Source organism: Clostridium aceticum (assembly GCF_001042715.1).
Taxonomy (GTDB): Bacteria; Bacillota; Clostridia; order Peptostreptococcales; family Natronincolaceae; genus Andreesenella; species Andreesenella acetica.
Map to the genome: position 1 here is coordinate 3,802,952 of NZ_CP009687.1, position 21,251 is coordinate 3,824,202.

A 21,251-nucleotide genomic window follows, 5' to 3' on the forward strand; every position below is an offset into this window, starting at 1 on the left:
GGGAAAGTGCTAAATTTCATTTACTTTTGTCTCTTTTATACAAAGAGAGACAGTAAGCAGAATTAGTATTTAAAAAAGACCCGCTAGAAAAATCACGTCTAACGGGGCTTTTTTTCTTCTTGAATTAAGCTTGTCCCTCTGGTATAAATGTTGCACAATCTGTATCGTGTGTATTATTAGCATTTTTAGGTTGAACTTCTATCATCTCTGCTGAACAACGATCTCCATTCATGTAATAATGACAGGTGTTCACTATACATTTGATTCCTTGGTTAGGCTGATTCATTTTGTTTGCTCGCATTTATTATTCCTCCTTTATAGAAGATTGACTATCTACAATATTATTTGCAAAGTTTAATATTTCATACTCATAAGCGTTAATTTAATACAATCATTTCCAAAATTTTGTCGAATTCTCTTCTTCAGCGTAGCGAAGGATCTTGACACAACCATGAATTTTACTAATTCTAAGATCCTTCGACTCCGCTTTGTTCCGCTTAGGATGACAAATTATGCTTTAGGTTAACGCTAATAATTTCATACTATATATAAAAAGACTGTCCATTTGATAAATGGACAGTCTTTTTATATATAGTATGATTATCGCTTTGAGAACTGTGGTGCACGTCTCGCAGCTTTTAAACCGTATTTCTTTCTTTCCTTCATTCTTGCATCTCTTGTCAAGAAGCCAGCCTTTTTTAAGATTCCTCTTAATTCTTCATCAGCTTTTGTTAATGCTCTTGAAATACCATGTCTTAAAGCACCAGCTTGACCAGTAAATCCACCGCCTGTTACAGTTGCAATAACATCATATTTAGATAATGTGTTTGTCATCTCTAATGGACGTCTTACTTCTCTTTTTAAAGTTTCATAATCTAAATAACTGTCAATGTCACGCTTGTTTATAGTGATGTTTCCTTCACCAGGAACCAATCTTACTCTAGCAATTGATTTCTTTCTTCTACCTGTTCCGTAGTATGCTACTTTTGCCATCTGTTTTTCCTCCTTTCTAACCCGATCAAATTATATATCTAATACTTGTGGTTGTTGAGCTTGATGGTCGTGATTTGGACCAGCATATACTTTTAACTTTTTAAGCATTTGTCTTCCAAGTCTTGTCTTTGGAATCATTCCTTTTACAGAATTGTAAACTAACTTCTCAGGTTTTTCAGCAAGCATATTTCTAAAGCTAACTTGCTTTAATCCACCTGGATGTCCAGTATGGTAAGTATAGAATTCTTGGTCTAATTTCTTCCCAGTTAATTCAACTTTCCCAGCATTTAAGATAATTACAAAGTCGCCAGTATCCACATGAGGTGTATACTCAGGTTTATTCTTTCCAGTTAAAATTTTAGCAACTTCTGAACATAATCTACCTAAAGTTTTTCCTTCAGCGTCAACTACAAACCATTTTCTTTCTACTTCATTTGGTTTTGCCATATATGACTTCATCGTTTTCCCTCCTTCTATATTTCCTAAAAATCATCTGTTATAAACTCTCGTCGTCTTTTATATGCACAAGATCCGGGGCTAGTGGATCGTTTTTACATACACACACTCATATATTGTAATACAACCTGCCTAGTGTGTCAAGGGGTAAAATACTTTATCTAAAAATAATCCTTGAGGGGGTGCCTTATGTCCTGCCTTTTCTCGATTTCCTAGTTTCAGTGCCTCCTGTACTGCCTCCATAGACCTTCTTCCATTGCCTACTTCTAGCAAGGTCCCCACCATGATCCTCACCATATTGTATAGAAAACCACTTCCCTCAAAGGTCATCCATATGCTATTTTTATTCTTTTCTATTTTAATAGCATATATACTTCTCACCGTACTTTTCACACTGCTGCCACTAGACATAAACCCCTTAAAGTCATGAGTCCCAATCAATAGCCCTGCCGCCTTCTCCATCTTGTCTAGTTCTAGTTGATAGGGAAAATGATAACTATAATTTCGAAGCAAGGCACTTCTTTGAGTCTGATGATTAACTTGATAGGAATAAATTTTGCCTTGTGCCCAATATCGAGCATGAAAATCTATAGGTACTTCCCTAGCCTCCAATATAGTAATATCATCCGGTAGAAAGTGATTTATAGCTATTGGAAAGCGTTTTATAGGAATCTTTGATGTGCTATAAAAATTTGCCACCTGCCCTCTAGCATGGACCTTTGCATCTGTTCTTCCTGATCCATTAATAGTGACATCTTCCCCAGTAAGCTTTTTCACAGCTTCCATAATTTTTTGTTGAATAGTTATGCCATTGATCTGCATTTGCCATCCATTATAGTTTGTTCCATCATACTCTATATCTATCATAATATTTCTCATGAAATTCATCCTCTTAAAAACCTTATGAGACTCTTATATACACTAGTATCATTAGTAATCCACTCATTATAACAAAACTCATAAGGTCTTTTTTTTCCATTTTAAGTTGTTTCATTCTGGTACGATTGTCTCCTCCACGATAACATCTAGCCTCCATAGCCATTGCAAGCTCGTCCGCCCTCCTAAAAGCACTAATAAACAGTGGCACCAATAAAGGCACTAAGCTCTTTGCACGGTTTATAATGTTGCCGCTTTCAAAATCTGCTCCTCTAGCTATTTGAGCCTTCATAATTTTATCAGTTTCTTCTAGCAGTGTTGGGATAAACCTCAATGCTATTGTCATCATCATAGCTAATTCGTGGGCTGGTACACCGATTTTTTTAAAAGGATTTAATAAATGTTCTATACCATCTGTCAGCATGATAGGTGATGTAGTCAAAGTTAGTAGGGAAGTCCCTATCACAAGTAATATTAATCTTATAGCCATAAATACCGCCTGATATACCCCTTGTCTCGTTGCATTCAAGGGGCCTATGCTAAAGATCACTTCTCCCCTTGTCATAAATACATTAATAAGAAAAGTAATAAAAATAAGAATATATAAAGGCCTTAATCCCTTTATCATGTATTTAAAGGGAATTTTAGAAACCCCTATAGCAGCAGCGATAAAACCAGCAATATATAAATATCCTACAAAGTTTTCTACAATAAACAAACTCAGGATAATCGCAAAGGTAATAAGTATTTTAGTTCTAGGATCTAGTTTGTGTATGATAGAACCTGTTGGATAGTGTTGGCCTATTGTAATATCTTTAAGCATTTTCTTTCCCTCTTATCCATTTTAATATTTCTTCTCTAGCTTCTTCCACGGTGAAGATATCTTCTCTTAGGTGGATTTCCAACTCTTTAAGTTTCTTCATTAAATAAGTAATCTGCGGAATCCCTAGCCCTATAGACTCTAAAATCTCTGATTGTTTGAAGACCTCTCTTGGTTCCCCCACCAAAGCTACTTTTCCTCGATGCATAACAATAATTCTGTCCACTAGTTTTGCTATATCCTCCATACTATGTGATACTAGAATAACAGTGCTCTTATAGGTTTTATGAAGAAGCTTTATTTGATCTAAAATTTCATCCCGTGCTCTAGGATCTAATCCAGCGGTAGGTTCATCTAATATTAATACCTCTGGTTTCATAGCCAACACACCAGCTATAGCAACCCTTCTCCTTTGCCCGCCACTCAATTCAAAAGGAGATCGATCCTTCAGGTCTTCGTAAGACAGTTTTACTAAACCCATGGCTTCCATTACTCTTTCCTTAACCTCCTCCTCCGATAAACCTAAGTTTATAGGACCGAAAGCTATGTCTCTATAGACAGTTTCTTCAAACAACTGATGTTCAGGGTATTGAAATACTAACCCAACCTTTTTTCTTACTTCCACTAGTTTTACTGAAGTAGATGTAATATCTAAGCCATTAATAATAATTTTACCACTAGTAGGCTTAATCAATCCATTTAGATGTTGCGTTAAAGTTGATTTTCCTGAACCAGTATGACCAATTAATCCAATAAACTCTCCACTTTTAATTTCTAGGCTAACATCTTCTAGGGCTTTGGTTTCAAAGGGACTTTTAGGATTATAAATGTACGTTAGGTTTTCTATTTTAATCGACATAATTCTATCACCATCTCATCTACTGTAAGTATATCTTTCGATATATTAATCCCTTCATCAATTAACTGATGGGCTAAGTCTGTAACTTGAGGTACATCTAACCCCAACTCTTTTAGTTGTTTTACTTGAGAAAACACTTCTCTTGGTGTACCCTGAAGAACAATGTTTCCATTCTCCATTACAATCACACGATCTGCATCTACTGCCTCCTCCATGAAGTGCGTTATATGAATAATCGTTATATTTTCTTCCTTATTTAACTTTTTTATTGTACGAATCACTTCTTTTCTACCAGAGGGGTCTAACATAGCTGTTGGTTCATCAAAGATGATACAATCAGGACGCATAGCTATAACGCCAGCAATAGCTATCCGCTGTTTTTGTCCTCCTGATAGGAGGTGGGGTGCCTTTTCACGATAATCTGACATACCTACAATGCTTAGAGCTTCATCCACTCTTTTGAGAATTTGTTCTGGTTCTACACCAAGGTTCTCAGGTCCAAAGGCAACATCCTCCTCTACAATCGTAGCAACAATCTGATTGTCAGGATTCTGAAAAACCATACCAGCAGTTTGTCTAATATCCCAAAGATATTCTTCTTCTTTGGTATTCATACCCTTTACCTTTACATCCCCTGTAGTCGGCAACAATAATGCATTCATGTGCTTTGCTAGAGTGGACTTACCTGAACCATTATGTCCTATTACTACTAAGAATTCTCCTTTATTCACTTGCATTGTAATATCTTTTAAAGCTTTTATCTCTTCCTCATTATTTGTATAGTCAAATACCACATTCTCCACTTCTATCATATGTTCCATAAAAGTCTCCTTCTCAAAACAATGTTATACTATTAGCTTATAACTTCTTAAAAGCCTTTGAAGTTATTATCTTGAGAATAAGAAAGGAATTCACAATAGTAAAAAAAATTCTGTCTTATTGCTCCAAGATAATAGCTTCAATTAAAACTAATGCTATAGATAAACAACATCAGGACTTAATTTTGATATGCTAAGGGCTACATTTACAGCCCACGGTTTTGGGGCGAAACCGTAAACCGTGTATATCAAAATTAAAGTTTGAACTTGCTTATCTATAATAAAAACAATGTTAGATTGCTATCTTATCATTAGTTTCTTACATACACGATATATTATAACTCATTTCATCTTGAAAAACTATTCTTTGAATAAAAAATAGGGACCAAGTTTTTTGACTTAATCCCTTTTCCTTATAATTATACTAATTCAAGAATTACCATTTCAGCAGCATCGCCTCTTCTAGGGCCTATCCTGATGATTCTTGTATATCCACCATTTCTATCTTCATACTTTGCTGCTAAATCAGTAAATAAGTCTTTAACAACCGTTTCATCTGTTATAAAGGCTAACGCTTGACGTCTAGCGTGTAGGTCTCCTCTTTTAGCTAAAGTAATCATTTTTTCCGCTAATCTTTTTGTTTCTTTAGCTCTTGTTTCAGTTGTTTGAATACGGCCGCTTTTCATTAAGCTTGTTACTAAGTTTCTTAGCATTAAGTCTCTATGAGCACTTACACGACCTAATTTTCTATATCCAGCCATAACTATCCCTCCTTACTACTAGTTACTCATCACTAGGTTTTAATCCTAAGCCTAATTCTTCTAATTTCTTCTGTACTTCTTCAAGAGACTTCTTACCTAGGTTTCTAACCTTCATCATATCTTCTTCTGATTTCATCGTTAGCTCTTGGACAGTATTAATACCAGCTCGTTTTAGACAATTATAGGATCGAACAGATAAATCTAATTCCTCGATTGTCATTTCAAGCATCTTTTCCTTCTTATCTTCTTCCTTGTGCACCATGATTTCAACATCATTAACATGCTCTGTTAGAGTAATAAATAGGTTAAGATGTTCATTCATGATTTTAGCAGCTAACGAAATAGACTCGTCTGGTTTAATACTGCCATCTGTAAATACTTCGATAATCAACTTATCGTAGTCAGTCATTTGACCTACTCTGGTATTTTCTACAGAATAGCTTACTTTCTTTACAGGAGTAAATATTGAATCAACAGGTAGAACGCCTATGGGCATTCCTGAAGTTTTATTGTTTTCAGCAGAGATATATCCTCTTCCCTTAGACACATTGATTTCCATCATAAACTTAGCATCTGTATCCAATGTTGCAATATAAAGATCAGGGTTTAGTATTTCTACATCTGCGTCTGCAATAATGTCACCAGCAGTAATAACGCCCTCACCTTCAGCTTCGATCCTGATGGTTTTAGGCTCTTCACCGTGTAGCTTTAAAGATAAGCTCTTTAAATTTAAGATGATTTCTGTTACATCTTCCTTCACACCTGGAACCGTAGAAAATTCATGCAGTACACCATCTATTTTAATAGAAGTCACAGCAGCTCCCGGTAAAGATGATAACATAATTCTTCTAAGGGAATTACCTAATGTTGTACCGTAACCTCTTTCTAGAGGCTCTACCACAAATTTACCATAAGAAAAGTCCTCGCTTAACTCAGTAACTTCTACTTTAGGTTTTTCCATTTCTATCATTTAATTAAACCCTCCTTTTAATATCTTCTCTACTATATTGAGGGTAACTGATTCTAATCATTTATTATCTAGAATATAACTCAATAATTAAGTTTTCTGCAATTGGTATGTCTATGTCTTCTCTTGTAGGCAGTGAAACAATTTTTCCCTCTAATTTATCAACATCAGCACTTAACCAATGTGGTACTGTTCCTTTAAAGACTTCTTTAACTTCTTTAAAGTGAGGAGAATTTTTAGATACTTCACTTACTTGAATCACATCTCCAACCTTTACAATGTAAGAAGGAACATCTAGCTTTTTACCATTAATGATAAAGTGACCGTGTGTTACTAACTGTCTTGCCTGCGGTCTTGATGAAGCAAGGCCAAGTCTATAAACTACATTATCTAATCTAGTTTCTAGTAGTCTTAACAGATTCTCACCTGTAATACCTGATTGCTTTTCAGCAATTTCAAAGTAATTTCTAAATTGAGCTTCTAATACACCATAGAATCTTTTTGCCTTTTGCTTCTCTCTTAACTGCATACCGTAGTTAGAAAGCTTTCTTTTGTTTTGCCCATGTTGACCTGGTGCAAAGTTTCTTCTTGTAATAGCACATTTATCTGTATAGCATCTTTCGCCTTTTAGATACAGTTTTAATCCTTCACGACGACATAATCTACATACCGCCTCTGTATATCTTGCCATTTTAGCACCTCCTAATCCTTTGAATCTTTATTATACTCTTCTACGTTTTGGTGGTCTGCATCCATTATGAGGTACTGGAGTTACGTCTTTAATCATAGTAACTTCAAGACCTGTTGCTTGTAATGAACGGATAGCAGCTTCTCTACCTGCTCCTGGTCCTTTAACAAATACTTCTACTGTTTTTAATCCATGTTCCATAGCAGACTTAGCTGCAGTTTCAGCAGCCATTTGTGCAGCAAATGGAGTAGACTTTCTTGATCCTTTAAAGCCCAACTGTCCTGCACTAGCCCATGCGATTGTGTTGCCTTGTGTATCAGTTAGCGTAACAATAGAGTTGTTAAAAGTTGATTGAATATGCGCTTGACCGCGTTCAATATTTTTACGTTCTCTTTTTTTACGAGTCGTTTTTCTTTTCGCTACTTTTGCCATTCTTTCGCCCCTCCTTACCTATTTCTTTTTCTTACGTCCGACGGTTTTCTTAGGACCTTTTCTAGTACGAGCGTTTGTCTTAGTTTTTTGTCCTCTTACAGGCAATCCTTTAATATGACGGATTCCTCTATAGCATCTAATTTCTTTTAATCTCTTGATGTTTAAAGAAATTTCTCTTCTTAAATCCCCTTCAACCTGATGACTTTCATCAATAGCTTTTCTTAATGCATTGACTTCTTCTTCTGTTAAGTTCTTTACTCTTGTATCAGGGTTAACACCAGCAGTAGCTAATATATCATTAGAAGTTTTTCTGCCAATACCATATATATAAGTTAAGCCAATTTCTACTCTTTTATCTCTTGGTAAGTCAACACCAGCAATTCTGGCCATAGTAATTTACACCTCCTAATTCTCTTGGTACATAGTGATCATATAACTAACTATTTACTTTCTTATATGCAAGTTTCTTATATGCAAAGTATATTAAAATTTATTCTTTAGAGATCAGTAAAAAACTGATGCAGCCGCTCTAAAAAATGAATTACCACAATGTTATATTATACTATAAAACTTATAAAAAAACTAGTATTTTGTTATCCTTGTTTTTGCTTATGTTTTGGATTTTCACAGATTACCATTACTTTCCCTTTTCTTTTGATAATCTTGCATTTTTCGCAAATTGGTTTAACTGATGGTCTAACCTTCATTGTTATTCCTCCTTCAAGTAGAACACCTAAAAATTAACACTTTATTACAACCTACTTTTTCCGCCATGTTATTCTACCACGAGTTAAGTCATAAGGAGACAATTCTACTGTAACTTTATCGCCTGGTAAAATTTTGATAAAATGCATTCTTAACTTTCCAGATATATGAGCTAGAATCTCATGACCATTTTCAAGGTGTACAATAAACATAGCATTCGGTAGAGCTTCTTTCACTATACCTTCTACTTCAATTACATCTTGTTTAGACATGCGGCAATCAAACCTCCATTCTCAACCTAGGCATTTACACCTAGTCTTTCAAGCTCTCTTCTTATAAAAGCATTGCTTACTTTTTTATTATTTATAACCCGATCCTTCGTCTCTGCAGATATAATACCGAGCTTAACCAGATGCTTCAACTTTTTCTTCTTAGGTTTATCTGTTTTCCTAACATCGCCGTCTACAATTAGGACATATTCTTTATCAACTTTTTCTAAAACAATAAAGAATTTTCCTTTATCTCTTCCTTGAGTGGACTTTACTACTTGACCTATATTTATATCGCCTTGCTCCACGAAATGTCACCTCATTTACCTAGACTACAGAACCGTCAAGATTTCAGGTTCTCCTTTTGTAATAGCGATAGTATGTTCATAATGAGCAGAGTATTTCCCATCCAGTGTTATCACAGTCCATCCATCAGATAACACCTTCACTTCGTAGGTTCCTGCGTTGATCATCGGTTCTATAGCTAAAACCATCCCACTTTGAAGTCTTGGCCCTTTTCCCGGCGGTCCATAGTTTGGTACCTGGGGTTCTTCATGCATCTTTGTGCCGATGCCATGACCTACATAGTTTCTAACAACAGAAAATCCTTCTTTCTCTACGTAAGTTTGAATAGCATGAGAAATATCCGATAACCGGTTCCCTTCAAAGGCATATTTCAGTCCTTCGTAAAAGCTTTCTCTGGTTATCTTTATTAATTTTTCTGCCTCTTCACTAATCTTTCCAACAGCATGAGTCTTGGCAGCATCTCCATAATAACCTTCATAAAGTGCACCAATATCTATACTAATAATATCGCCATCTTCTAATCTTTTTAATCCAGGAATTCCATGCACTACTTCGTGATTGATTGACGTACATATACTAGCTGGAAAACCTCCATATCCTTTGAAGGCAGGAGTAGCACCTCTTTTTCTTATATGTTCTTCTGCTATAGTATCTAATTCCTTTGTTGTTACTCCTGGTTTAATTGCCTCTTTCAATAGCTCATGAGCTTCTGCTACAATTTTTCCAGCCCTACGCATTATTTCAATTTCCTGACGAGACTTCATGTAGATCATTAGGATCTTCTCCCCAAAGCATCAACAATCTCTTTAGAAACTATCGCTATATCTTGGTCGCCATTGATTACCATCAATAGGTCTCTTTCTTGATAATATTGAATTAATGGTTGAGTTTCTTTAAGATACACTTCTATTCTTTTAGAAACTGTTTCCTCAGTATCGTCTTCTCTTTGATATAACTTGCCACCACATTGGTCACATAGCTCACCCTTTGAAGAAGGGTTGAACTCTAAGTGATAAGTAGCTCCACACTCTTTGCAGATTCTTCTCCCCACTGCTCTTCTAACAAGTTTATCTTTATCTACTTCTATATTGATAACACGATCTAAAGAAATATCCATTTTTACTAATGCATTATCTAAAGCTTCTGCTTGAGGAACTGTCCTTGGAAAACCGTCTAATAAAAACCCATTCTTGCAGTCTTCTTGTTTTAAACGATCCTCTACGATTGCTACAACAAGTTCATCCGGTACTAAAAGACCTTGATCCATGTAAATTTTTGCTTTTTTTCCTAAGTCGGTTCCCTGCTTAATATTATATCTAAAAATATCCCCTGTTGAAATGTGGGGTACATGAAATTCATTTACAATGACCGACGCTTGAGTGCCTTTACCGGCCCCTGGTGGTCCTAGTAAAATTGTTCTCATTTCACCATCTCCTGGAGTAGATTTTGATGATATCATGGGGATTGGTTCCCCATGACAGATACCTCTTTACTAGTTACTTTAAAAATCCTTGATAATGTCTCATTAGCATTTGCGCCTCTACCTGTTTCATCGTTTCCAATGCTACCCCAACCACAATCAATATGGATGTTCCTCCAAAAGCGATAGGCATTCCTAGTAAGTTTAGGAATAGTGTTGGCAGTATAGCAATAACTGCTAGGAAAACTGCTCCAGCTAGAGTGATTCTATTTAATACCTTTGTTAAATAATCAGAAGTTGGTTTTCCAGGTCGAATTCCTGGAATGAAACCACCATTTTTCTTCATATTTGTAGCTACTTCAACTGGATTAAATGTGACTGCCGTATAGAAATAAGTAAAGAAAATAATCAGCAGTGCACTTAATAGGTTATAGATAAATATGCCCGGTCTTCCACTTGGAGATAACCATCTAGCTACAAATAAAGCAAAGCCACTAGTTTCACCTACAAAGAAAGCAATCGTCTGTGGAAAAGCTAATAGTGACATTGCAAAGATCACTGGAATTACTCCTGATTGATTCACCTTCAAAGGAATATGGGAACTTTGTCCACCATACATCTTTCTGCCCACAACTCTTTTTGCATACTGTACTGGAATTTTCCTAGTACCTTCCTGTATAGCAACTACACCAGCAACAATAGCTAATGCAATCACCACAAACAGAATAATCGTTATAGGAGAAATTTCACCTTGCCTTGTTAATACAAATGTTCTGTATACCCCATCAGGAATTCTAGAAACAATTCCTGCAAAGATCAGCAACGAAATACCGTTACCTACACCTTTTTCGGTAATTTGCTCTCCTAACCACATTAAAAAGGCTGTACCAGCGGTCAATGTTAGTACAACAACAATAATACTGAAGGTATCTCTAGAGATTAGCGCTCCTCTAAAAAGACCTACGCTAATTCCAGTAGCTTGAATTAATGCCAGTATAACTGTTCCGTATCTTGTATATTGAGCAATTTTTTTTCTACCTTCTTCTCCTTCTTTTGCCATTTCTTCTAAGCTAGGAATCGCAATAGTTAGAAGCTGCATGATAATAGAAGCAGTAATATAAGGTGTGATGCTTAGAGCAAAAATTGTCATATTACCGAAAGCACCACCAGAAAACATATCGAACATAGCAAGTAATCCAGCATTTTCAACAATGTTACGTACATAGGCGATATTTACACCTGGTACCGGTATAACAGAACCTAATCGAAAAACAAGCAACATCATGAAAGTGTATAGTATCCTACTTCTTAATTCAGGAATCTTCCAAGCGTTTTTCAAGGTAGATATCATCCTATATCACCTCTACTTTTCCACCAGCAGCTTCAATTTTTTCAACAGCTGATTGCGTAAACTTTGCAGCCTTCACTGTTAAATTCTTTTCTATATTACCATTACCTAAAATCTTTAAGCCGTCTTTCTCGATTTTTTTAATAACGCCTGCTTCTTTAAGAACTGCAGCTGTAATTTCTGTTCCATTTTCAAATCTATTTAGATCTTCAATATTTACAACACTAAACTGTTTTTTGAAAATGTTAGTAAATCCACGTTTTGGAAGACGTCTTATAAGAGGCATCTGTCCTCCCTCGAAACCAATTCTAACGCCGCCACCGCTACGAGAATTTTGGCCATTACTACCTCTTCCAGCAGTTTTACCAAGTCCGCTACCAGTACCTCTACCTTTTCTTTTCGTCTTTTTTACAGCACCTTCAGCAGGTCTAAGCTCATGTAACTTCATCTTTACACCTCCTTATTTATGCTTCTACAACTTCTACTAAGTGTTTTACTCTTTCAATCATGCCTCTAATTTGAGCATTATCAGGCTTTTCTACTACTTGACCAACCTTAGATAATCCCAATGCTTCAACTGTTTTTCTTTGTTTTGGTAGTGAACCAATAACGCTTTTTATCAGTTTGATATTTACATTTGCCATAGTATTTTCCCTCCTAACCTAAGAGTTCTTCTATGGATTTGCCTCTTAGTCTAGCTACATCCTCTGCTCTTTTTAAATTTCTTAAGCCATCCATTGTAGCATTTACCATATTTCTTGAGTTGTTTGAACCTAAAGACTTTGCTCTTACATCCTTCACTCCTGCTAACTCTAGTACCGCACGAACTGGTCCCCCAGCAATGATACCAGTACCCTCTGAAGCAGGCATAATTAATACATTGCCAGCACCGAAGTGTCCAATGATTTTGTGAGGAACTGTGGTCTTAACAATTGGTACCTTGATTAGATTTTTCTTTGCATCTTGGATTCCTTTTCTAATAGCATCTGGGATTTCCATAGCTTTTCCAGATCCTACTCCCACATGTCCGTTTTCATCTCCAACTACTACTAAAGCAGCAAATCTGAAGTTTCTACCGCCCTTTACAACCTTAGTAACACGTCTTATGTCAACAACTTGTTCTTTTAAATCAAGTTGACTAGCATCTATACGCTTGCGTAGCATTTATTTCCCTCCTTCTTATTAAAAGTTAAGTCCGGCTTCTCTTGCACCTTCTGCCATCGCTTTTACTCTTCCATGATAAATATATCCACCACGATCAAAAGTCACAGTTGTAATACCTTTTTCTAAAGCTCTTTTAGCTACTAACTGTCCTACTAATTTCGCAGCATTCTGGTTGCCTGTAGCTTCAGCTTGCTGTTTGATTTCTTTATCCATAGTTGAAGCTGCTGCTAAGGTTTGACCATTTTCGTCATTGATGACTTGAGCATAAATGTTATTTAAACTTCTATATACATTTAATCTTGGACGCTTAGCTGTACCAGAGACTTTATTACGAACTCTCTGATGTCTTTTCATTCTTGTAAGGTTCTTACTTACCTTCTTGATCACCTTATTTCACTCCTTTCTATTACTTACCAGTCTTACCTTCTTTACGTCTGATCACTTCATCCGAATATTTAATTCCTTTACCTTTGTATGGCTCAGGTTTTCTTAATTCACGGATTTTAGCTGCATAGTTTCCAACAGCCTGCTTGTTAATTCCTTTAACAAGAATTTCAGTTTGAGAAGGTACTTCTGTTGTAACACCCTCTGGATCCACCATTTCTACTGGGTGAGAAAAACCTAAGCTAAGCACTAGTTTGTCACCTTGCTTATTTGCTCTGTAACCAACACCAACCAATTGTAACTTTTTCTCATATCCCTTCACTACACCATCAACCATATTAGCCACTAGCGATCTTGATAAACCATGTAAAGATCTATGTTTTTTGTTGTTAGTTGGTCTTTCAACAACAATCGTGTTTTCTTCTTGCTTTATAGTAATATCTTTATGAATTTGTTCTGTCAGCATCCCCTTCGGGCCTTTAACAGTAACAACATTATTCTCATCAACTTTCACTTCAACTTCATTCGATAGCTCTATTGGCTTAACACCTATTCTTGACATATTTGCACCTCCTTTAAAGTTATTACGATTACCAGATGTAAGCGACAACCTCTCCGCCAACGCCTTCTTTTCTAGCAATTTTATCCGTAATAATTCCTTTAGATGTAGAAATAATCGCTATTCCTAGCCCACCTAATACCCTTGGAATTTCATCTTTTTTAGCATAAACTCTTAACCCTGGCTTTGAAATACGCTTTATACCTGTGATAACTTTTTCTTTGTTTTTTCCGTATTTTAACTGCATTCTAATGATACCTTGTTTTCCGTCTTCAATTACATCGAATCCTTTTACAAAACCTTCTTCAAGAAGAATGTTTGCAATTTCCTTTTTTACATTAGACGCAGGAATATCTACTGTTTCATGTTTCACCGCACTGGCGTTCCTAACCCGTGTAAGCATATCTGCAATTGGATCTGTCATTGTCATAACCTTTTACCTCCTTCCCGATTTTACCAGCTAGCTTTTTTCACACCTGGTATTTGCCCCTTGTAGGCTAGTTCTCTAAAGCATATACGACATATACCAAATTTTCTTAAATAAGCATGTGGTCTTCCACAAATTTTACATCTAGTATACTCTCTTGTTTGATATTTTTGTTTTCTTTGTTGCTTTACTTTTAGAGATGTTTTTGCCACTACATGTACCTCCTTCTTATTTTACGAAAGGCATTCCCATTAACTTTAACAACTCACGACTCTCTTCATCTGTTTTAGCAGTGGTGACAAAGATAATATCCATTCCGCGAACTTTTTCCACTTGATCGTACTCAATCTCTGGGAAAATCAATTGCTCTTTGATTCCTAGTGCATAGTTTCCTCTACCGTCGAAGGCTTTAGCACTTACCCCTCTAAAGTCTCTTACCCTTGGTAGTGCAACATTTACTAATCTATCTACAAATTCATACATCTTTTCGCCTCTTAAGGTAACCTTAGCACCTATTGACATACCTTCACGCACTTTAAAGTTAGAAACTGATTTTTTAGCTTTAGTAATAACAGGCTTTTGTCCAGCTATTGTAGCCAATTCCTTCACCGCAACTTCAAGACTTTTAGCATTGTCCTTAGCGTCACCAATTCCCATATTAATAACAACTTTTTCAAGTTTTGGAATTTCCATCACATTGCTATAACCAAATTTTTCCATCATCGCTGCTGCAATTTCATTTTTATATTTTTCTCTTAATCTAGCCATTACTAGACTTACCTCCCTTCTTCACTTTAGTCTAATACTTCGCCAGTCTTTTTGCTTACCCTTACTTTTTCACCGTTTTGTAAAAGCTTATATCCAACTCTAACACCTTGGTTAGCTTTTTTCTCAAAGAACATTACATTAGATGCATGGATAGGAGCTTCATGGCGTATAATACCTCCCTGCTGTGTTCTTGGGTTTGGTTTTTGGTGTTTTGTCACCATATTTACGCCTTCAACAATCACTCTATTTACTTTCGGTAATACTTGTAGTACTTTACCTACTTTAGATTTATCTTTTCCAGCTATAACTACTACTGTGTCACCTTTTTTCATACGCATTTGTAACACCTCCTCGTTTATAATACTTCTGGAGCTAGGGAAACGATCTTCATAAATTCTTTATCTCTTAACTCTCTTGCTACCGGTCCAAAAATACGTGTACCCATTGGTTGTTTGTCTTCTTTAATAACCACAGCAGCATTTTCGTCAAATCGAATATAGAAACCATCTTTACGTCTCACAGGAGCCTTTGTTCTAACTACAACCGCTCTTACAACTTGACCTTTCTTTACAACTCCTCCTGGTGTTGCACTCTTAACAGCACAGATGATAACATCACCTATTCTTGCATATCTTCTTTTTGTTCCACCTAGTACGCGGATACAAAGTAATTCTTTCGCACCTGAGTTATCTGCAACAGTAAGCCGTGATTCCTGTTGGATCATAGCAATACCTCCTTTTCCTCTTCTCTCTTACTTAGCTTGTTCTATCACTCTAACAAGTCTCCATCTTTTGTCCTTTGACAATGGTCTTGTTTCCATAATTCTTACTTTATCACCAATTCCACATTCGTTCATTTCATCATGGGCTTTATATTTAGTCGTTCTCTTAACTGCTTTGCCGTATAAAGGATGACGAACAAAATCTTCTACTAATACTACGATCGTTTTGTCCATTTTATCACTTACTACACGACCTGTTCTAATCTTTCTTCTTCCTCTTTCCACGAGTTTGGCCTCCCTTCCACCTTGCATCATAATCCAATTAGGAATTTACGTTATTTATTTCACGCTGTCTAATGATTGTTTTAATTCTAGCGATATCTTTGCGAACGTTTCTGATTCTCAAAGGGTTTTCAAGCTGGCCGGTCGCTAATTGGAAACGCAAGTTGAATAATTCACTTTTTGAATCAGCTAATTTTTGTTGCAATTCAACATCAGTCATATCTATTAACATATTAGCTTTCATCAGCTTCACCACCCTTTACTTCTAATTCTTGGCGTGTTACAAACTTACACTTGATTGGTAATTTATGCATAGCAAGTCTAAGCGCTTCTCTTGCTTTTTCTTCAGATACTCCAGCTAATTCAAACATTACTCTACCTGGCTTAACAACTGCTACCCAAAACTCTGGTGAACCTTTACCAGCACCCATACGAGTTTCAGCAGGTTTTTTTGTTACAGGCTTGTGAGGGAAAATTTTAATCCAAACTTTACCCCCTCTTTTAATAGATCTTGTCATAGCAATACGAGCAGCTTCTATTTGATTAGAGGTAATCCATGCTGGTTCTAAAGCCATAATTCCAAATTCTCCGTAGGAAACTTTGTTTCCTCTTGTGGCTTCACCTGTCATTTTACCCCTATGCACTCTACGGCGTTTTACTCTTTTAGGCATTAACATGCACTATTCCTCCTTCCTTCAAGGCATATCTGTTACTTGTTTTCTGTATTTTTAGCACTTTCTTCTACAACTACAGTTCTTTTCGTAGGCAATATTTCACCTTTATATATCCATACCTTTACACCTAGTTTTCCATAAGTGGTCATAGCTTCAGCAAAACCATAATCAATATCCGCTCTTAATGTGTGTAATGGAACATTTCCCTCATTGTATCCTTCTGAACGAGCCATTTCTGCCCCACCAAGTCTACCTGAAGTTAATACTTTGATTCCTTTAGCACCTGAACGCATTGCTCTTTGCATAGCTTGCTTCATTGCTCTTCTGAAGGATACCCTTCTTTCTAATGAAAATGCAATGTTTTCAGCTACTAATTGAGCATCTGTTTCTGGTCTTTTTACTTCTACTACGTTTACTGCTACGTTTTTGTTTGTCATTTTTTCTAACTGCTTTTTAAGTTCTTCAACACCTTGCCCACCTTTACCAATAACCATTCCTGGTTTTGCTGTGTGAACATTTATCTTAACGCGATTGTTAGCGGCTCTTTCAATTTCTATTTTAGAAATTCCCGAAACAAAAAGCTTTTCTTTTACGTATTTTCGGATTTTATGGTCTTCGACGAGTAGGTCTGAATAATCTTTTTTATTGGCATACCATTTGGCATCCCAGTCTTTAATGATACCTACCCTCAATCCGTGTGGACTCACCTTTTGACCCATTATTTTCCCTCCTTAAATCCTATTTTTCTTTTAGCACAACACCGATATGACTTGTTCTTTTTCTAATTGTAGTGGCACGACCCATAGCTCTTGGTCTAAAACGTTTCATTGTAGGTCCTTGGTCCGCATAAATCTCTGCCACATATAGACTATCTCTATCCATACTATAGTTATTTTCCGCATTAGCTAAAGCCGACTTAACAACTTTTTCTACGATTGGTGCAGCCGCTTTAGGTGTATACTTTAATATCGCTAAAGCTTCATCAACTTTTTTTCCTCTAACTAAATCAACAACTTGTTGAGCTTTTCTAGGAGCGATCCTGACAAATTTTGCAATTGCTTTTGCTTCCATGGAATGACCTCCTTTCATAATGTAGATCAAACGATCAAACATTCCACCAAATCAAAGTTTATTTTCTTTTTGTTGTTTTATCGTTATCATCATGTCCTCTATAGGTTCTAGTTAAAGCAAACTCTCCTAATTTATGCCCTACCATATCCTCAGTAACGTATACAGGAATGTGTTTTCTACCATCATGTACAGCAATCGTATGTCCGAGCATTTGTGGAAAAATAGTAGATGCTCTTGACCATGTTTTGATAACTTTCTTTTCATCCTTTTCGTTCATTTCTTCGATCTTTTTTAATAAACCAGCATGAACAAAAGGTCCTTTTTTAAGTGATCTACCCATGACTTTTCCTCCCTTCACAAGTATGTGTCTATCTATACCTTCATATTATCTGACTAAATTATTTCTTTCTTCTAGATACAATAAACTTGTTTGACGCTTTTTTCTTGTCACGTGTTTTGTATCCAAGAGCAGGTTTACCCCATGGTGTAACTGGTGATGGTCTACCGATAGGAGATCTACCTTCCCCTCCACCGTGTGGATGATCGTTAGGATTCATTGCAGAACCTCTTACTGTAGGTCTAATACCCATATGTCTTTTTCTACCAGCTTTACCGATAGTGATATTTTCATGCTCTAAATTTCCTACTTCACCAACAGTAGCTTTACAGTCGATAGCAATTTGTCTAATTTCACCTGACGGTAATCTTAGTAATGCATATTTGCCTTCCTTCGCCATTAACTGTGCTGAGTTACCAGCGGCTCTTGCGATCTGTCCGCCTTTACCAGGTTTCATTTCAATGTTGTGTACTACTGTACCAACAGGAATGTTTCTTAGTGGCAAAGCGTTCCCTATCTTGATATCTACGTCAGGTCCTGATTGCACCACATCTCCAGCTTTTAAATGATTTGGAGCAATGATATATCTTTTTTCTCCATCAGCATAGTTTAAAAGTGCAATGTTTGCAGTTCTATTTGGATCATATTCAATTGAAGCAACGTTGGCTGGGATGCCATCTTTGTTTCTTTTAAAGTCAATAATTCTATACTTTCTTTTCATACCGCCACCTCTATGGCGTACGGTGATCTTTCCTTGAGCATTTCTACCACCAGTTTTAGAAATAGTTTCTAATAAAGACTTTTCTGGTTCTACCCTTGTTAATTCTTCAAATGTAGAAACTGTCATTTGTCTTCTAGCTGGTGAAGTAGGATTAAACTTTTTAACACCCATTACTGTTTCCCTCCTTCGTAATACAAATCAGTCATTACATTCCTTCAAATAACTCGATTTCTTTGCTATCTTGTGTTAAAGTAATGATCGCTTTTTTCCAGTCCGCTCTTCTGCCAACATTTCTACCCATTCTTTTAACTTTACCCTTCATGTTAACTGTGTTCACTTTCTCCACCTTAACACTAAAGATTTTTTCAATGGCTCTTCTAATTTCTGTTTTGTTGGCTTTTCTATCTACAACAAAAGCATATTTTTTGTCGGCGATGTCTTGCATGCTTTGTTCAGTAACTAATGGCCTAATAACAATATCGTGTGGATTTGTCATTATGCGTACACCTCCTCCACTTTTTGAACCGCATCTTTGGTAATGATAAATTTATCATATTTTAAGATATCATATACATTTAATGTATTTACAGAAGTCGTATCAACACCAGGGATATTTCTAGCTGATTTAATCACAGCGTCATTTTTATCTCCTGTTACAATTAATGCCTTTTTATCAACCTTTAGGTTTTTAAGGATATTCAGCATTTCTTTTGTTTTTGGTAATTGTAAAGATAACTCATCTAGTACAATTAGTTCATTGCTATTCACTTTTGAACTTAGGGCTGATTTCATAGCAAGTCTTCTTACCTTCTTTGGTAATGTATAGCTATAATCTCTTGGTTTTGGTGCAAAGATGGTTCCACCACCAACCCATAGCGGCGAACGAATACTTCCGTGACGTGCGCGACCTGTTCCTTTTTGTCTCCAAGGCTTTCTACCGCCACCTCTTACTTCTGCTCTGGTTTTAGCAGACTGTGTTCCTTGTCTTTTATTCGCTAACTGATTCTTTACAACTTCATAAAGTACATGTCGATTTACTTCTACGCCAAACACGTTCTCATTTAATTCTATTTCACTTACTTGTTCTCCAGACACATTGTATACAGCTACTTTAGGCATAGCAATTCCTCCTTTCTAATCAGATTATTTTCCTTGTTTTATTGTTTCTTTGATGATTAATAATCCTTTTTTAGGTCCTGGCACAGCACCTTTTACTAAAAGTGCATTTCTTTCCACGTCTACTTTTACTACTTCTAGGTTTTGCACAGTTACTTGTACCGCACCCATATGCCCAGGTAATTTTTTACCTTTAAATACTCTAGATGGGAATGAAGATGCTCCCATTGATCCAGGTCTTCTATGGTATCTAGAACCGTGGGATTCTGGTCCTCTACTTTGACCATGTCTTTTAATAACACCTTGGAAACCCTTACCTTTAGAAATACCTGTAATATCTACTTTTTGTCCTGCTTGGAAGGTATCCACTTTGATTTCTTGTCCTACTGTAAATTCAGTTGGATTTTCTAATCTAAATTCCTTCAACCTTCTTCTAATCGTTACGCCAGCCTTTTCAAAGTGTCCTTTCAATGGCTTGCCAACATTTTTTTCCTTGATTTCTCCGTAGCCTATTTGAACAGCATTGTATCCATCCGTCTCTGTTGTTTTCACTTGAGCTACAACGTTAGGATCTACCTGAATTACTGTTACAGGCACTACTAAACCGCTTTGATCGAAAACTTGAGTCATCCCAATTTTTCTTCCGATAATACCTTTCATCACTACACCTCCTATTAATCTTACAGCGGATTACACATCATGTATAATCATACTAAGATAGGATGAATTCATCACTTTATCTTAGTCAAACTGACATTATAATTTAATTTCAATATCCACACCAGCTGGTAAATCTAATCTCATTAAAGCATCAACAGTTTTTGGTGTTGGGCTTAAGATATCGATTAATCTTTTGTGTGTTCTCATTTCAAACTGCTCTCTTGAATCCTTATATTTGTGAACTGCTCTTAATATCGTAATGATTTGCTTTTCTGTCGGCAATGGAACCGGACCAGAAACCTCAGCACCACTTCTTTTTGCAGTTTCAACGATTTTTTCAGCCGATTGATCTAACACCTTATGATCATACGCCTTTAATCTAATTCTAATTTTTTGTTTAACTTTTGCTGTTGCCATTAACTTTCCCTCCCTTTCATCGCACGTGATTTCTTTTTACGTACGACCTCGACCACTTATACACTGTTCCGGGTGTGTTGATATTTTTTTAAAGAACATCATACAGTAGTCTTGTCGCCCGATTCATAGATCTAGACATTTCTCCACGAAAATTTCCCTTGCAGGCAACCTTTCGCTTCATCGCCTCAATGAATATTAAATAAACATGTCAAACAGACACTAGTATATTTTA

At 36.2% G+C, this 21,251-nt stretch carries 39 protein-coding genes; all 39 read right to left on the bottom strand.

Going from position 1 to position 21,251, the window contains the following annotated elements; all coding sequences use genetic code 11:
* Nucleotides 1–124: 124 nt before the first annotated feature.
* Nucleotides 125–301, bottom strand: a complete 177-nt coding sequence (locus tag CACET_RS20010) for a DUF1540 domain-containing protein (protein WP_082058307.1) — start codon at nucleotides 299–301, stop codon at nucleotides 125–127.
* Between the two features lie 299 nt (nucleotides 302–600).
* Nucleotides 601–993, bottom strand: coding sequence for a 30S ribosomal protein S9 (rpsI, locus tag CACET_RS17455; protein ID WP_044826234.1), 393 nt, complete (start codon nucleotides 991–993; stop codon nucleotides 601–603).
* A gap of 30 nt (nucleotides 994–1,023) precedes the next feature.
* Complete coding sequence (rplM, locus tag CACET_RS17460; protein ID WP_044826233.1) at nucleotides 1,024–1,452, bottom strand: 50S ribosomal protein L13; 429 nt, start codon at nucleotides 1,450–1,452, stop codon at nucleotides 1,024–1,026.
* A 129-nt stretch (nucleotides 1,453–1,581) separates the two neighbouring features.
* A complete protein-coding gene (gene truA, locus CACET_RS17465) occupies nucleotides 1,582–2,328 on the bottom strand; it encodes a tRNA pseudouridine(38-40) synthase TruA (protein ID WP_044826232.1) in 747 nt (248 codons plus the stop codon).
* A 22-nt stretch (nucleotides 2,329–2,350) separates the two neighbouring features.
* A complete protein-coding gene (locus tag CACET_RS17470; RefSeq protein WP_044826231.1) occupies nucleotides 2,351–3,148 on the bottom strand; it encodes an energy-coupling factor transporter transmembrane component T family protein in 798 nt (265 codons plus the stop codon).
* Nucleotides 3,141–4,004, bottom strand: coding sequence for an energy-coupling factor transporter ATPase (locus CACET_RS17475; RefSeq protein WP_044826230.1), 864 nt, complete (start codon nucleotides 4,002–4,004; stop codon nucleotides 3,141–3,143). Before CACET_RS17475 ends, CACET_RS17470 begins: the two co-directional genes overlap by 8 nt.
* Nucleotides 3,989–4,825, bottom strand: coding sequence for an energy-coupling factor transporter ATPase (locus CACET_RS17480; RefSeq protein ID WP_044826229.1), 837 nt, complete (start codon nucleotides 4,823–4,825; stop codon nucleotides 3,989–3,991). Before CACET_RS17480 ends, CACET_RS17475 begins: the two co-directional genes overlap by 16 nt.
* A gap of 416 nt (nucleotides 4,826–5,241) precedes the next feature.
* Complete coding sequence (rplQ, locus tag CACET_RS17485; protein WP_044826228.1) at nucleotides 5,242–5,583, bottom strand: 50S ribosomal protein L17; 342 nt, start codon at nucleotides 5,581–5,583, stop codon at nucleotides 5,242–5,244.
* 22 nt (nucleotides 5,584–5,605) lie between these two features.
* Complete coding sequence (locus CACET_RS17490; protein ID WP_044826227.1) at nucleotides 5,606–6,553, bottom strand: DNA-directed RNA polymerase subunit alpha; 948 nt, start codon at nucleotides 6,551–6,553, stop codon at nucleotides 5,606–5,608.
* Between the two features lie 64 nt (nucleotides 6,554–6,617).
* Nucleotides 6,618–7,241, bottom strand: a complete 624-nt coding sequence (gene rpsD / locus CACET_RS17495; RefSeq protein WP_044826226.1) for a 30S ribosomal protein S4 — start codon at nucleotides 7,239–7,241, stop codon at nucleotides 6,618–6,620.
* Nucleotides 7,242–7,271: 30 nt separating this feature from the next.
* Nucleotides 7,272–7,670 (bottom strand): 30S ribosomal protein S11, encoded by a 399-nt coding sequence (gene rpsK / locus CACET_RS17500; RefSeq protein WP_044826225.1) that lies wholly within the window; start codon nucleotides 7,668–7,670, stop codon nucleotides 7,272–7,274.
* A gap of 18 nt (nucleotides 7,671–7,688) precedes the next feature.
* Nucleotides 7,689–8,060, bottom strand: coding sequence for a 30S ribosomal protein S13 (rpsM, locus tag CACET_RS17505; RefSeq protein ID WP_044826224.1), 372 nt, complete (start codon nucleotides 8,058–8,060; stop codon nucleotides 7,689–7,691).
* 203 nt (nucleotides 8,061–8,263) lie between these two features.
* On the bottom strand, nucleotides 8,264–8,377 hold the full coding sequence (gene rpmJ, locus CACET_RS17510; RefSeq protein ID WP_008516283.1) for a 50S ribosomal protein L36: 114 nt from the start codon (nucleotides 8,375–8,377) through the stop codon (nucleotides 8,264–8,266).
* 51 nt (nucleotides 8,378–8,428) lie between these two features.
* A complete protein-coding gene (gene infA / locus CACET_RS17515) occupies nucleotides 8,429–8,647 on the bottom strand; it encodes a translation initiation factor IF-1 (RefSeq protein ID WP_044826223.1) in 219 nt (72 codons plus the stop codon).
* A gap of 26 nt (nucleotides 8,648–8,673) precedes the next feature.
* Entirely contained in the window at nucleotides 8,674–8,952 is a 279-nt protein-coding gene (locus CACET_RS17520) for a KOW domain-containing protein (RefSeq protein ID WP_044826222.1), read from the bottom strand.
* Nucleotides 8,953–8,976: 24 nt separating this feature from the next.
* Complete coding sequence (map, locus tag CACET_RS17525; RefSeq protein WP_044826221.1) at nucleotides 8,977–9,723, bottom strand: type I methionyl aminopeptidase; 747 nt, start codon at nucleotides 9,721–9,723, stop codon at nucleotides 8,977–8,979.
* A complete protein-coding gene (locus CACET_RS17530; RefSeq protein WP_044826220.1) occupies nucleotides 9,723–10,373 on the bottom strand; it encodes an adenylate kinase in 651 nt (216 codons plus the stop codon). Before CACET_RS17530 ends, map begins: the two co-directional genes overlap by 1 nt.
* A gap of 73 nt (nucleotides 10,374–10,446) precedes the next feature.
* Nucleotides 10,447–11,721, bottom strand: coding sequence for a preprotein translocase subunit SecY (secY, locus tag CACET_RS17535; RefSeq protein ID WP_044826219.1), 1,275 nt, complete (start codon nucleotides 11,719–11,721; stop codon nucleotides 10,447–10,449).
* A 1-nt stretch (nucleotide 11,722) separates the two neighbouring features.
* On the bottom strand, nucleotides 11,723–12,166 hold the full coding sequence (rplO, locus tag CACET_RS17540) for a 50S ribosomal protein L15 (protein ID WP_044826218.1): 444 nt from the start codon (nucleotides 12,164–12,166) through the stop codon (nucleotides 11,723–11,725).
* Nucleotides 12,167–12,182: 16 nt separating this feature from the next.
* Nucleotides 12,183–12,362: a 50S ribosomal protein L30 gene (gene rpmD, locus CACET_RS17545; protein ID WP_044826217.1), complete on the bottom strand. Its 180-nt coding sequence runs from the start codon at nucleotides 12,360–12,362 to the stop codon at nucleotides 12,183–12,185.
* A gap of 13 nt (nucleotides 12,363–12,375) precedes the next feature.
* Nucleotides 12,376–12,882 (bottom strand): 30S ribosomal protein S5, encoded by a 507-nt coding sequence (gene rpsE / locus CACET_RS17550; RefSeq protein ID WP_044826216.1) that lies wholly within the window; start codon nucleotides 12,880–12,882, stop codon nucleotides 12,376–12,378.
* An 18-nt stretch (nucleotides 12,883–12,900) separates the two neighbouring features.
* The gene (gene rplR / locus CACET_RS17555) at nucleotides 12,901–13,269 is read right to left on the bottom strand and encodes a 50S ribosomal protein L18 (protein WP_044826215.1); all 369 of its coding nucleotides are present in this window, start codon (nucleotides 13,267–13,269) and stop codon (nucleotides 12,901–12,903) included.
* Nucleotides 13,270–13,288: 19 nt separating this feature from the next.
* A complete protein-coding gene (rplF, locus tag CACET_RS17560; protein WP_044826214.1) occupies nucleotides 13,289–13,828 on the bottom strand; it encodes a 50S ribosomal protein L6 in 540 nt (179 codons plus the stop codon).
* 28 nt (nucleotides 13,829–13,856) lie between these two features.
* Entirely contained in the window at nucleotides 13,857–14,255 is a 399-nt protein-coding gene (rpsH, locus tag CACET_RS17565; protein ID WP_044826213.1) for a 30S ribosomal protein S8, read from the bottom strand.
* A gap of 23 nt (nucleotides 14,256–14,278) precedes the next feature.
* Nucleotides 14,279–14,464, bottom strand: coding sequence for a type Z 30S ribosomal protein S14 (locus CACET_RS17570; RefSeq protein WP_044826212.1), 186 nt, complete (start codon nucleotides 14,462–14,464; stop codon nucleotides 14,279–14,281).
* A gap of 16 nt (nucleotides 14,465–14,480) precedes the next feature.
* A complete protein-coding gene (gene rplE, locus CACET_RS17575; protein WP_044826211.1) occupies nucleotides 14,481–15,020 on the bottom strand; it encodes a 50S ribosomal protein L5 in 540 nt (179 codons plus the stop codon).
* Nucleotides 15,021–15,046: 26 nt separating this feature from the next.
* On the bottom strand, nucleotides 15,047–15,358 hold the full coding sequence (rplX, locus tag CACET_RS17580; protein ID WP_044826210.1) for a 50S ribosomal protein L24: 312 nt from the start codon (nucleotides 15,356–15,358) through the stop codon (nucleotides 15,047–15,049).
* Nucleotides 15,359–15,375: 17 nt separating this feature from the next.
* A complete protein-coding gene (rplN, locus tag CACET_RS17585) occupies nucleotides 15,376–15,744 on the bottom strand; it encodes a 50S ribosomal protein L14 (RefSeq protein ID WP_044826209.1) in 369 nt (122 codons plus the stop codon).
* A 27-nt stretch (nucleotides 15,745–15,771) separates the two neighbouring features.
* On the bottom strand, nucleotides 15,772–16,026 hold the full coding sequence (gene rpsQ / locus CACET_RS17590; protein WP_144414802.1) for a 30S ribosomal protein S17: 255 nt from the start codon (nucleotides 16,024–16,026) through the stop codon (nucleotides 15,772–15,774).
* Between the two features lie 37 nt (nucleotides 16,027–16,063).
* The gene (gene rpmC, locus CACET_RS17595; protein ID WP_044826207.1) at nucleotides 16,064–16,267 is read right to left on the bottom strand and encodes a 50S ribosomal protein L29; all 204 of its coding nucleotides are present in this window, start codon (nucleotides 16,265–16,267) and stop codon (nucleotides 16,064–16,066) included.
* A complete protein-coding gene (gene rplP / locus CACET_RS17600; protein ID WP_044826206.1) occupies nucleotides 16,257–16,700 on the bottom strand; it encodes a 50S ribosomal protein L16 in 444 nt (147 codons plus the stop codon). Before rplP ends, rpmC begins: the two co-directional genes overlap by 11 nt.
* A gap of 32 nt (nucleotides 16,701–16,732) precedes the next feature.
* Complete coding sequence (rpsC, locus tag CACET_RS17605) at nucleotides 16,733–17,416, bottom strand: 30S ribosomal protein S3 (protein WP_044826205.1); 684 nt, start codon at nucleotides 17,414–17,416, stop codon at nucleotides 16,733–16,735.
* 19 nt (nucleotides 17,417–17,435) lie between these two features.
* On the bottom strand, nucleotides 17,436–17,768 hold the full coding sequence (gene rplV, locus CACET_RS17610; RefSeq protein WP_044826204.1) for a 50S ribosomal protein L22: 333 nt from the start codon (nucleotides 17,766–17,768) through the stop codon (nucleotides 17,436–17,438).
* A gap of 58 nt (nucleotides 17,769–17,826) precedes the next feature.
* Nucleotides 17,827–18,108 (bottom strand): 30S ribosomal protein S19, encoded by a 282-nt coding sequence (rpsS, locus tag CACET_RS17615; RefSeq protein WP_044826203.1) that lies wholly within the window; start codon nucleotides 18,106–18,108, stop codon nucleotides 17,827–17,829.
* Nucleotides 18,109–18,166: 58 nt separating this feature from the next.
* Nucleotides 18,167–18,997, bottom strand: a complete 831-nt coding sequence (rplB, locus tag CACET_RS17620) for a 50S ribosomal protein L2 (protein WP_044826202.1) — start codon at nucleotides 18,995–18,997, stop codon at nucleotides 18,167–18,169.
* A 34-nt stretch (nucleotides 18,998–19,031) separates the two neighbouring features.
* A complete protein-coding gene (gene rplW, locus CACET_RS17625; protein WP_044826201.1) occupies nucleotides 19,032–19,322 on the bottom strand; it encodes a 50S ribosomal protein L23 in 291 nt (96 codons plus the stop codon).
* Entirely contained in the window at nucleotides 19,322–19,945 is a 624-nt protein-coding gene (gene rplD, locus CACET_RS17630) for a 50S ribosomal protein L4 (RefSeq protein WP_044826200.1), read from the bottom strand. Before rplD ends, rplW begins: the two co-directional genes overlap by 1 nt.
* 24 nt (nucleotides 19,946–19,969) lie before the next feature.
* Nucleotides 19,970–20,602, bottom strand: coding sequence for a 50S ribosomal protein L3 (rplC, locus tag CACET_RS17635; RefSeq protein ID WP_052661559.1), 633 nt, complete (start codon nucleotides 20,600–20,602; stop codon nucleotides 19,970–19,972).
* A 96-nt stretch (nucleotides 20,603–20,698) separates the two neighbouring features.
* A complete protein-coding gene (gene rpsJ, locus CACET_RS17640) occupies nucleotides 20,699–21,019 on the bottom strand; it encodes a 30S ribosomal protein S10 (protein WP_044826198.1) in 321 nt (106 codons plus the stop codon).
* Between the last annotated feature and the right edge of the window lie 232 nt (nucleotides 21,020–21,251).

What these genes read in the sequence shown, in the direction of transcription:
- rplF (WP_044826214.1), bottom strand. Translation starts at nt 13,828, where the DNA reads ATGTCAAGAATAGGTGTTAAGCCAATAGAGCTATCGAATGAAGTTGAA.
- secY (WP_044826219.1), bottom strand. Translation starts at nt 11,721, where the DNA reads ATGATATCTACCTTGAAAAACGCTTGGAAGATTCCTGAATTAAGAAGT.
- CACET_RS20010 (WP_082058307.1), bottom strand. Translation starts at nt 301, where the DNA reads ATGCGAGCAAACAAAATGAATCAGCCTAACCAAGGAATCAAATGTATA.
- rplD (WP_044826200.1), bottom strand. Translation starts at nt 19,945, where the DNA reads ATGCCTAAAGTAGCTGTATACAATGTGTCTGGAGAACAAGTAAGTGAA.
- rpsD (WP_044826226.1), bottom strand. Translation starts at nt 7,241, where the DNA reads ATGGCAAGATATACAGAGGCGGTATGTAGATTATGTCGTCGTGAAGGA.
- rpsE (WP_044826216.1), bottom strand. Translation starts at nt 12,882, where the DNA reads ATGCTACGCAAGCGTATAGATGCTAGTCAACTTGATTTAAAAGAACAA.
- CACET_RS17470 (WP_044826231.1), bottom strand. Translation starts at nt 3,148, where the DNA reads ATGCTTAAAGATATTACAATAGGCCAACACTATCCAACAGGTTCTATC.
- rpsS (WP_044826203.1), bottom strand. Translation starts at nt 18,108, where the DNA reads ATGGGTAGATCACTTAAAAAAGGACCTTTTGTTCATGCTGGTTTATTA.
- rpsK (WP_044826225.1), bottom strand. Translation starts at nt 7,670, where the DNA reads ATGGCAAAAGTAGCGAAAAGAAAAACGACTCGTAAAAAAAGAGAACGT.
- truA (WP_044826232.1), bottom strand. Translation starts at nt 2,328, where the DNA reads ATGAGAAATATTATGATAGATATAGAGTATGATGGAACAAACTATAAT.
- CACET_RS17490 (WP_044826227.1), bottom strand. Translation starts at nt 6,553, where the DNA reads ATGATAGAAATGGAAAAACCTAAAGTAGAAGTTACTGAGTTAAGCGAG.
- CACET_RS17480 (WP_044826229.1), bottom strand. Translation starts at nt 4,825, where the DNA reads ATGGAACATATGATAGAAGTGGAGAATGTGGTATTTGACTATACAAAT.
- rplC (WP_052661559.1), bottom strand. Translation starts at nt 20,602, where the DNA reads ATGAAAGGTATTATCGGAAGAAAAATTGGGATGACTCAAGTTTTCGAT.
- rplM (WP_044826233.1), bottom strand. Translation starts at nt 1,452, where the DNA reads ATGAAGTCATATATGGCAAAACCAAATGAAGTAGAAAGAAAATGGTTT.
- CACET_RS17475 (WP_044826230.1), bottom strand. Translation starts at nt 4,004, where the DNA reads ATGTCGATTAAAATAGAAAACCTAACGTACATTTATAATCCTAAAAGT.
- rpsH (WP_044826213.1), bottom strand. Translation starts at nt 14,255, where the DNA reads ATGACAATGACAGATCCAATTGCAGATATGCTTACACGGGTTAGGAAC.
- rpsI (WP_044826234.1), bottom strand. Translation starts at nt 993, where the DNA reads ATGGCAAAAGTAGCATACTACGGAACAGGTAGAAGAAAGAAATCAATT.
- rplE (WP_044826211.1), bottom strand. Translation starts at nt 15,020, where the DNA reads ATGGCTAGATTAAGAGAAAAATATAAAAATGAAATTGCAGCAGCGATG.
- rpmD (WP_044826217.1), bottom strand. Translation starts at nt 12,362, where the DNA reads ATGGCAAATGTAAATATCAAACTGATAAAAAGCGTTATTGGTTCACTA.
- rplN (WP_044826209.1), bottom strand. Translation starts at nt 15,744, where the DNA reads ATGATCCAACAGGAATCACGGCTTACTGTTGCAGATAACTCAGGTGCG.
- rplX (WP_044826210.1), bottom strand. Translation starts at nt 15,358, where the DNA reads ATGCGTATGAAAAAAGGTGACACAGTAGTAGTTATAGCTGGAAAAGAT.
- rpsJ (WP_044826198.1), bottom strand. Translation starts at nt 21,019, where the DNA reads ATGGCAACAGCAAAAGTTAAACAAAAAATTAGAATTAGATTAAAGGCG.
- rpsC (WP_044826205.1), bottom strand. Translation starts at nt 17,416, where the DNA reads ATGGGTCAAAAGGTGAGTCCACACGGATTGAGGGTAGGTATCATTAAA.
- rpmC (WP_044826207.1), bottom strand. Translation starts at nt 16,267, where the DNA reads ATGAAAGCTAATATGTTAATAGATATGACTGATGTTGAATTGCAACAA.
- rplP (WP_044826206.1), bottom strand. Translation starts at nt 16,700, where the DNA reads ATGTTAATGCCTAAAAGAGTAAAACGCCGTAGAGTGCATAGGGGTAAA.
- rpmJ (WP_008516283.1), bottom strand. Translation starts at nt 8,377, where the DNA reads ATGAAGGTTAGACCATCAGTTAAACCAATTTGCGAAAAATGCAAGATT.
- rplV (WP_044826204.1), bottom strand. Translation starts at nt 17,768, where the DNA reads ATGGAAGCAAAAGCAATTGCAAAATTTGTCAGGATCGCTCCTAGAAAA.
- map (WP_044826221.1), bottom strand. Translation starts at nt 9,723, where the DNA reads ATGATCTACATGAAGTCTCGTCAGGAAATTGAAATAATGCGTAGGGCT.
- rpsM (WP_044826224.1), bottom strand. Translation starts at nt 8,060, where the DNA reads ATGGCCAGAATTGCTGGTGTTGACTTACCAAGAGATAAAAGAGTAGAA.
- CACET_RS17530 (WP_044826220.1), bottom strand. Translation starts at nt 10,373, where the DNA reads ATGAGAACAATTTTACTAGGACCACCAGGGGCCGGTAAAGGCACTCAA.
- rplB (WP_044826202.1), bottom strand. Translation starts at nt 18,997, where the DNA reads ATGGGTGTTAAAAAGTTTAATCCTACTTCACCAGCTAGAAGACAAATG.
- rplQ (WP_044826228.1), bottom strand. Translation starts at nt 5,583, where the DNA reads ATGGCTGGATATAGAAAATTAGGTCGTGTAAGTGCTCATAGAGACTTA.
- rplO (WP_044826218.1), bottom strand. Translation starts at nt 12,166, where the DNA reads ATGAAGTTACATGAGCTTAGACCTGCTGAAGGTGCTGTAAAAAAGACG.
- infA (WP_044826223.1), bottom strand. Translation starts at nt 8,647, where the DNA reads ATGTCTAAACAAGATGTAATTGAAGTAGAAGGTATAGTGAAAGAAGCT.
- rplW (WP_044826201.1), bottom strand. Translation starts at nt 19,322, where the DNA reads ATGACAAATCCACACGATATTGTTATTAGGCCATTAGTTACTGAACAA.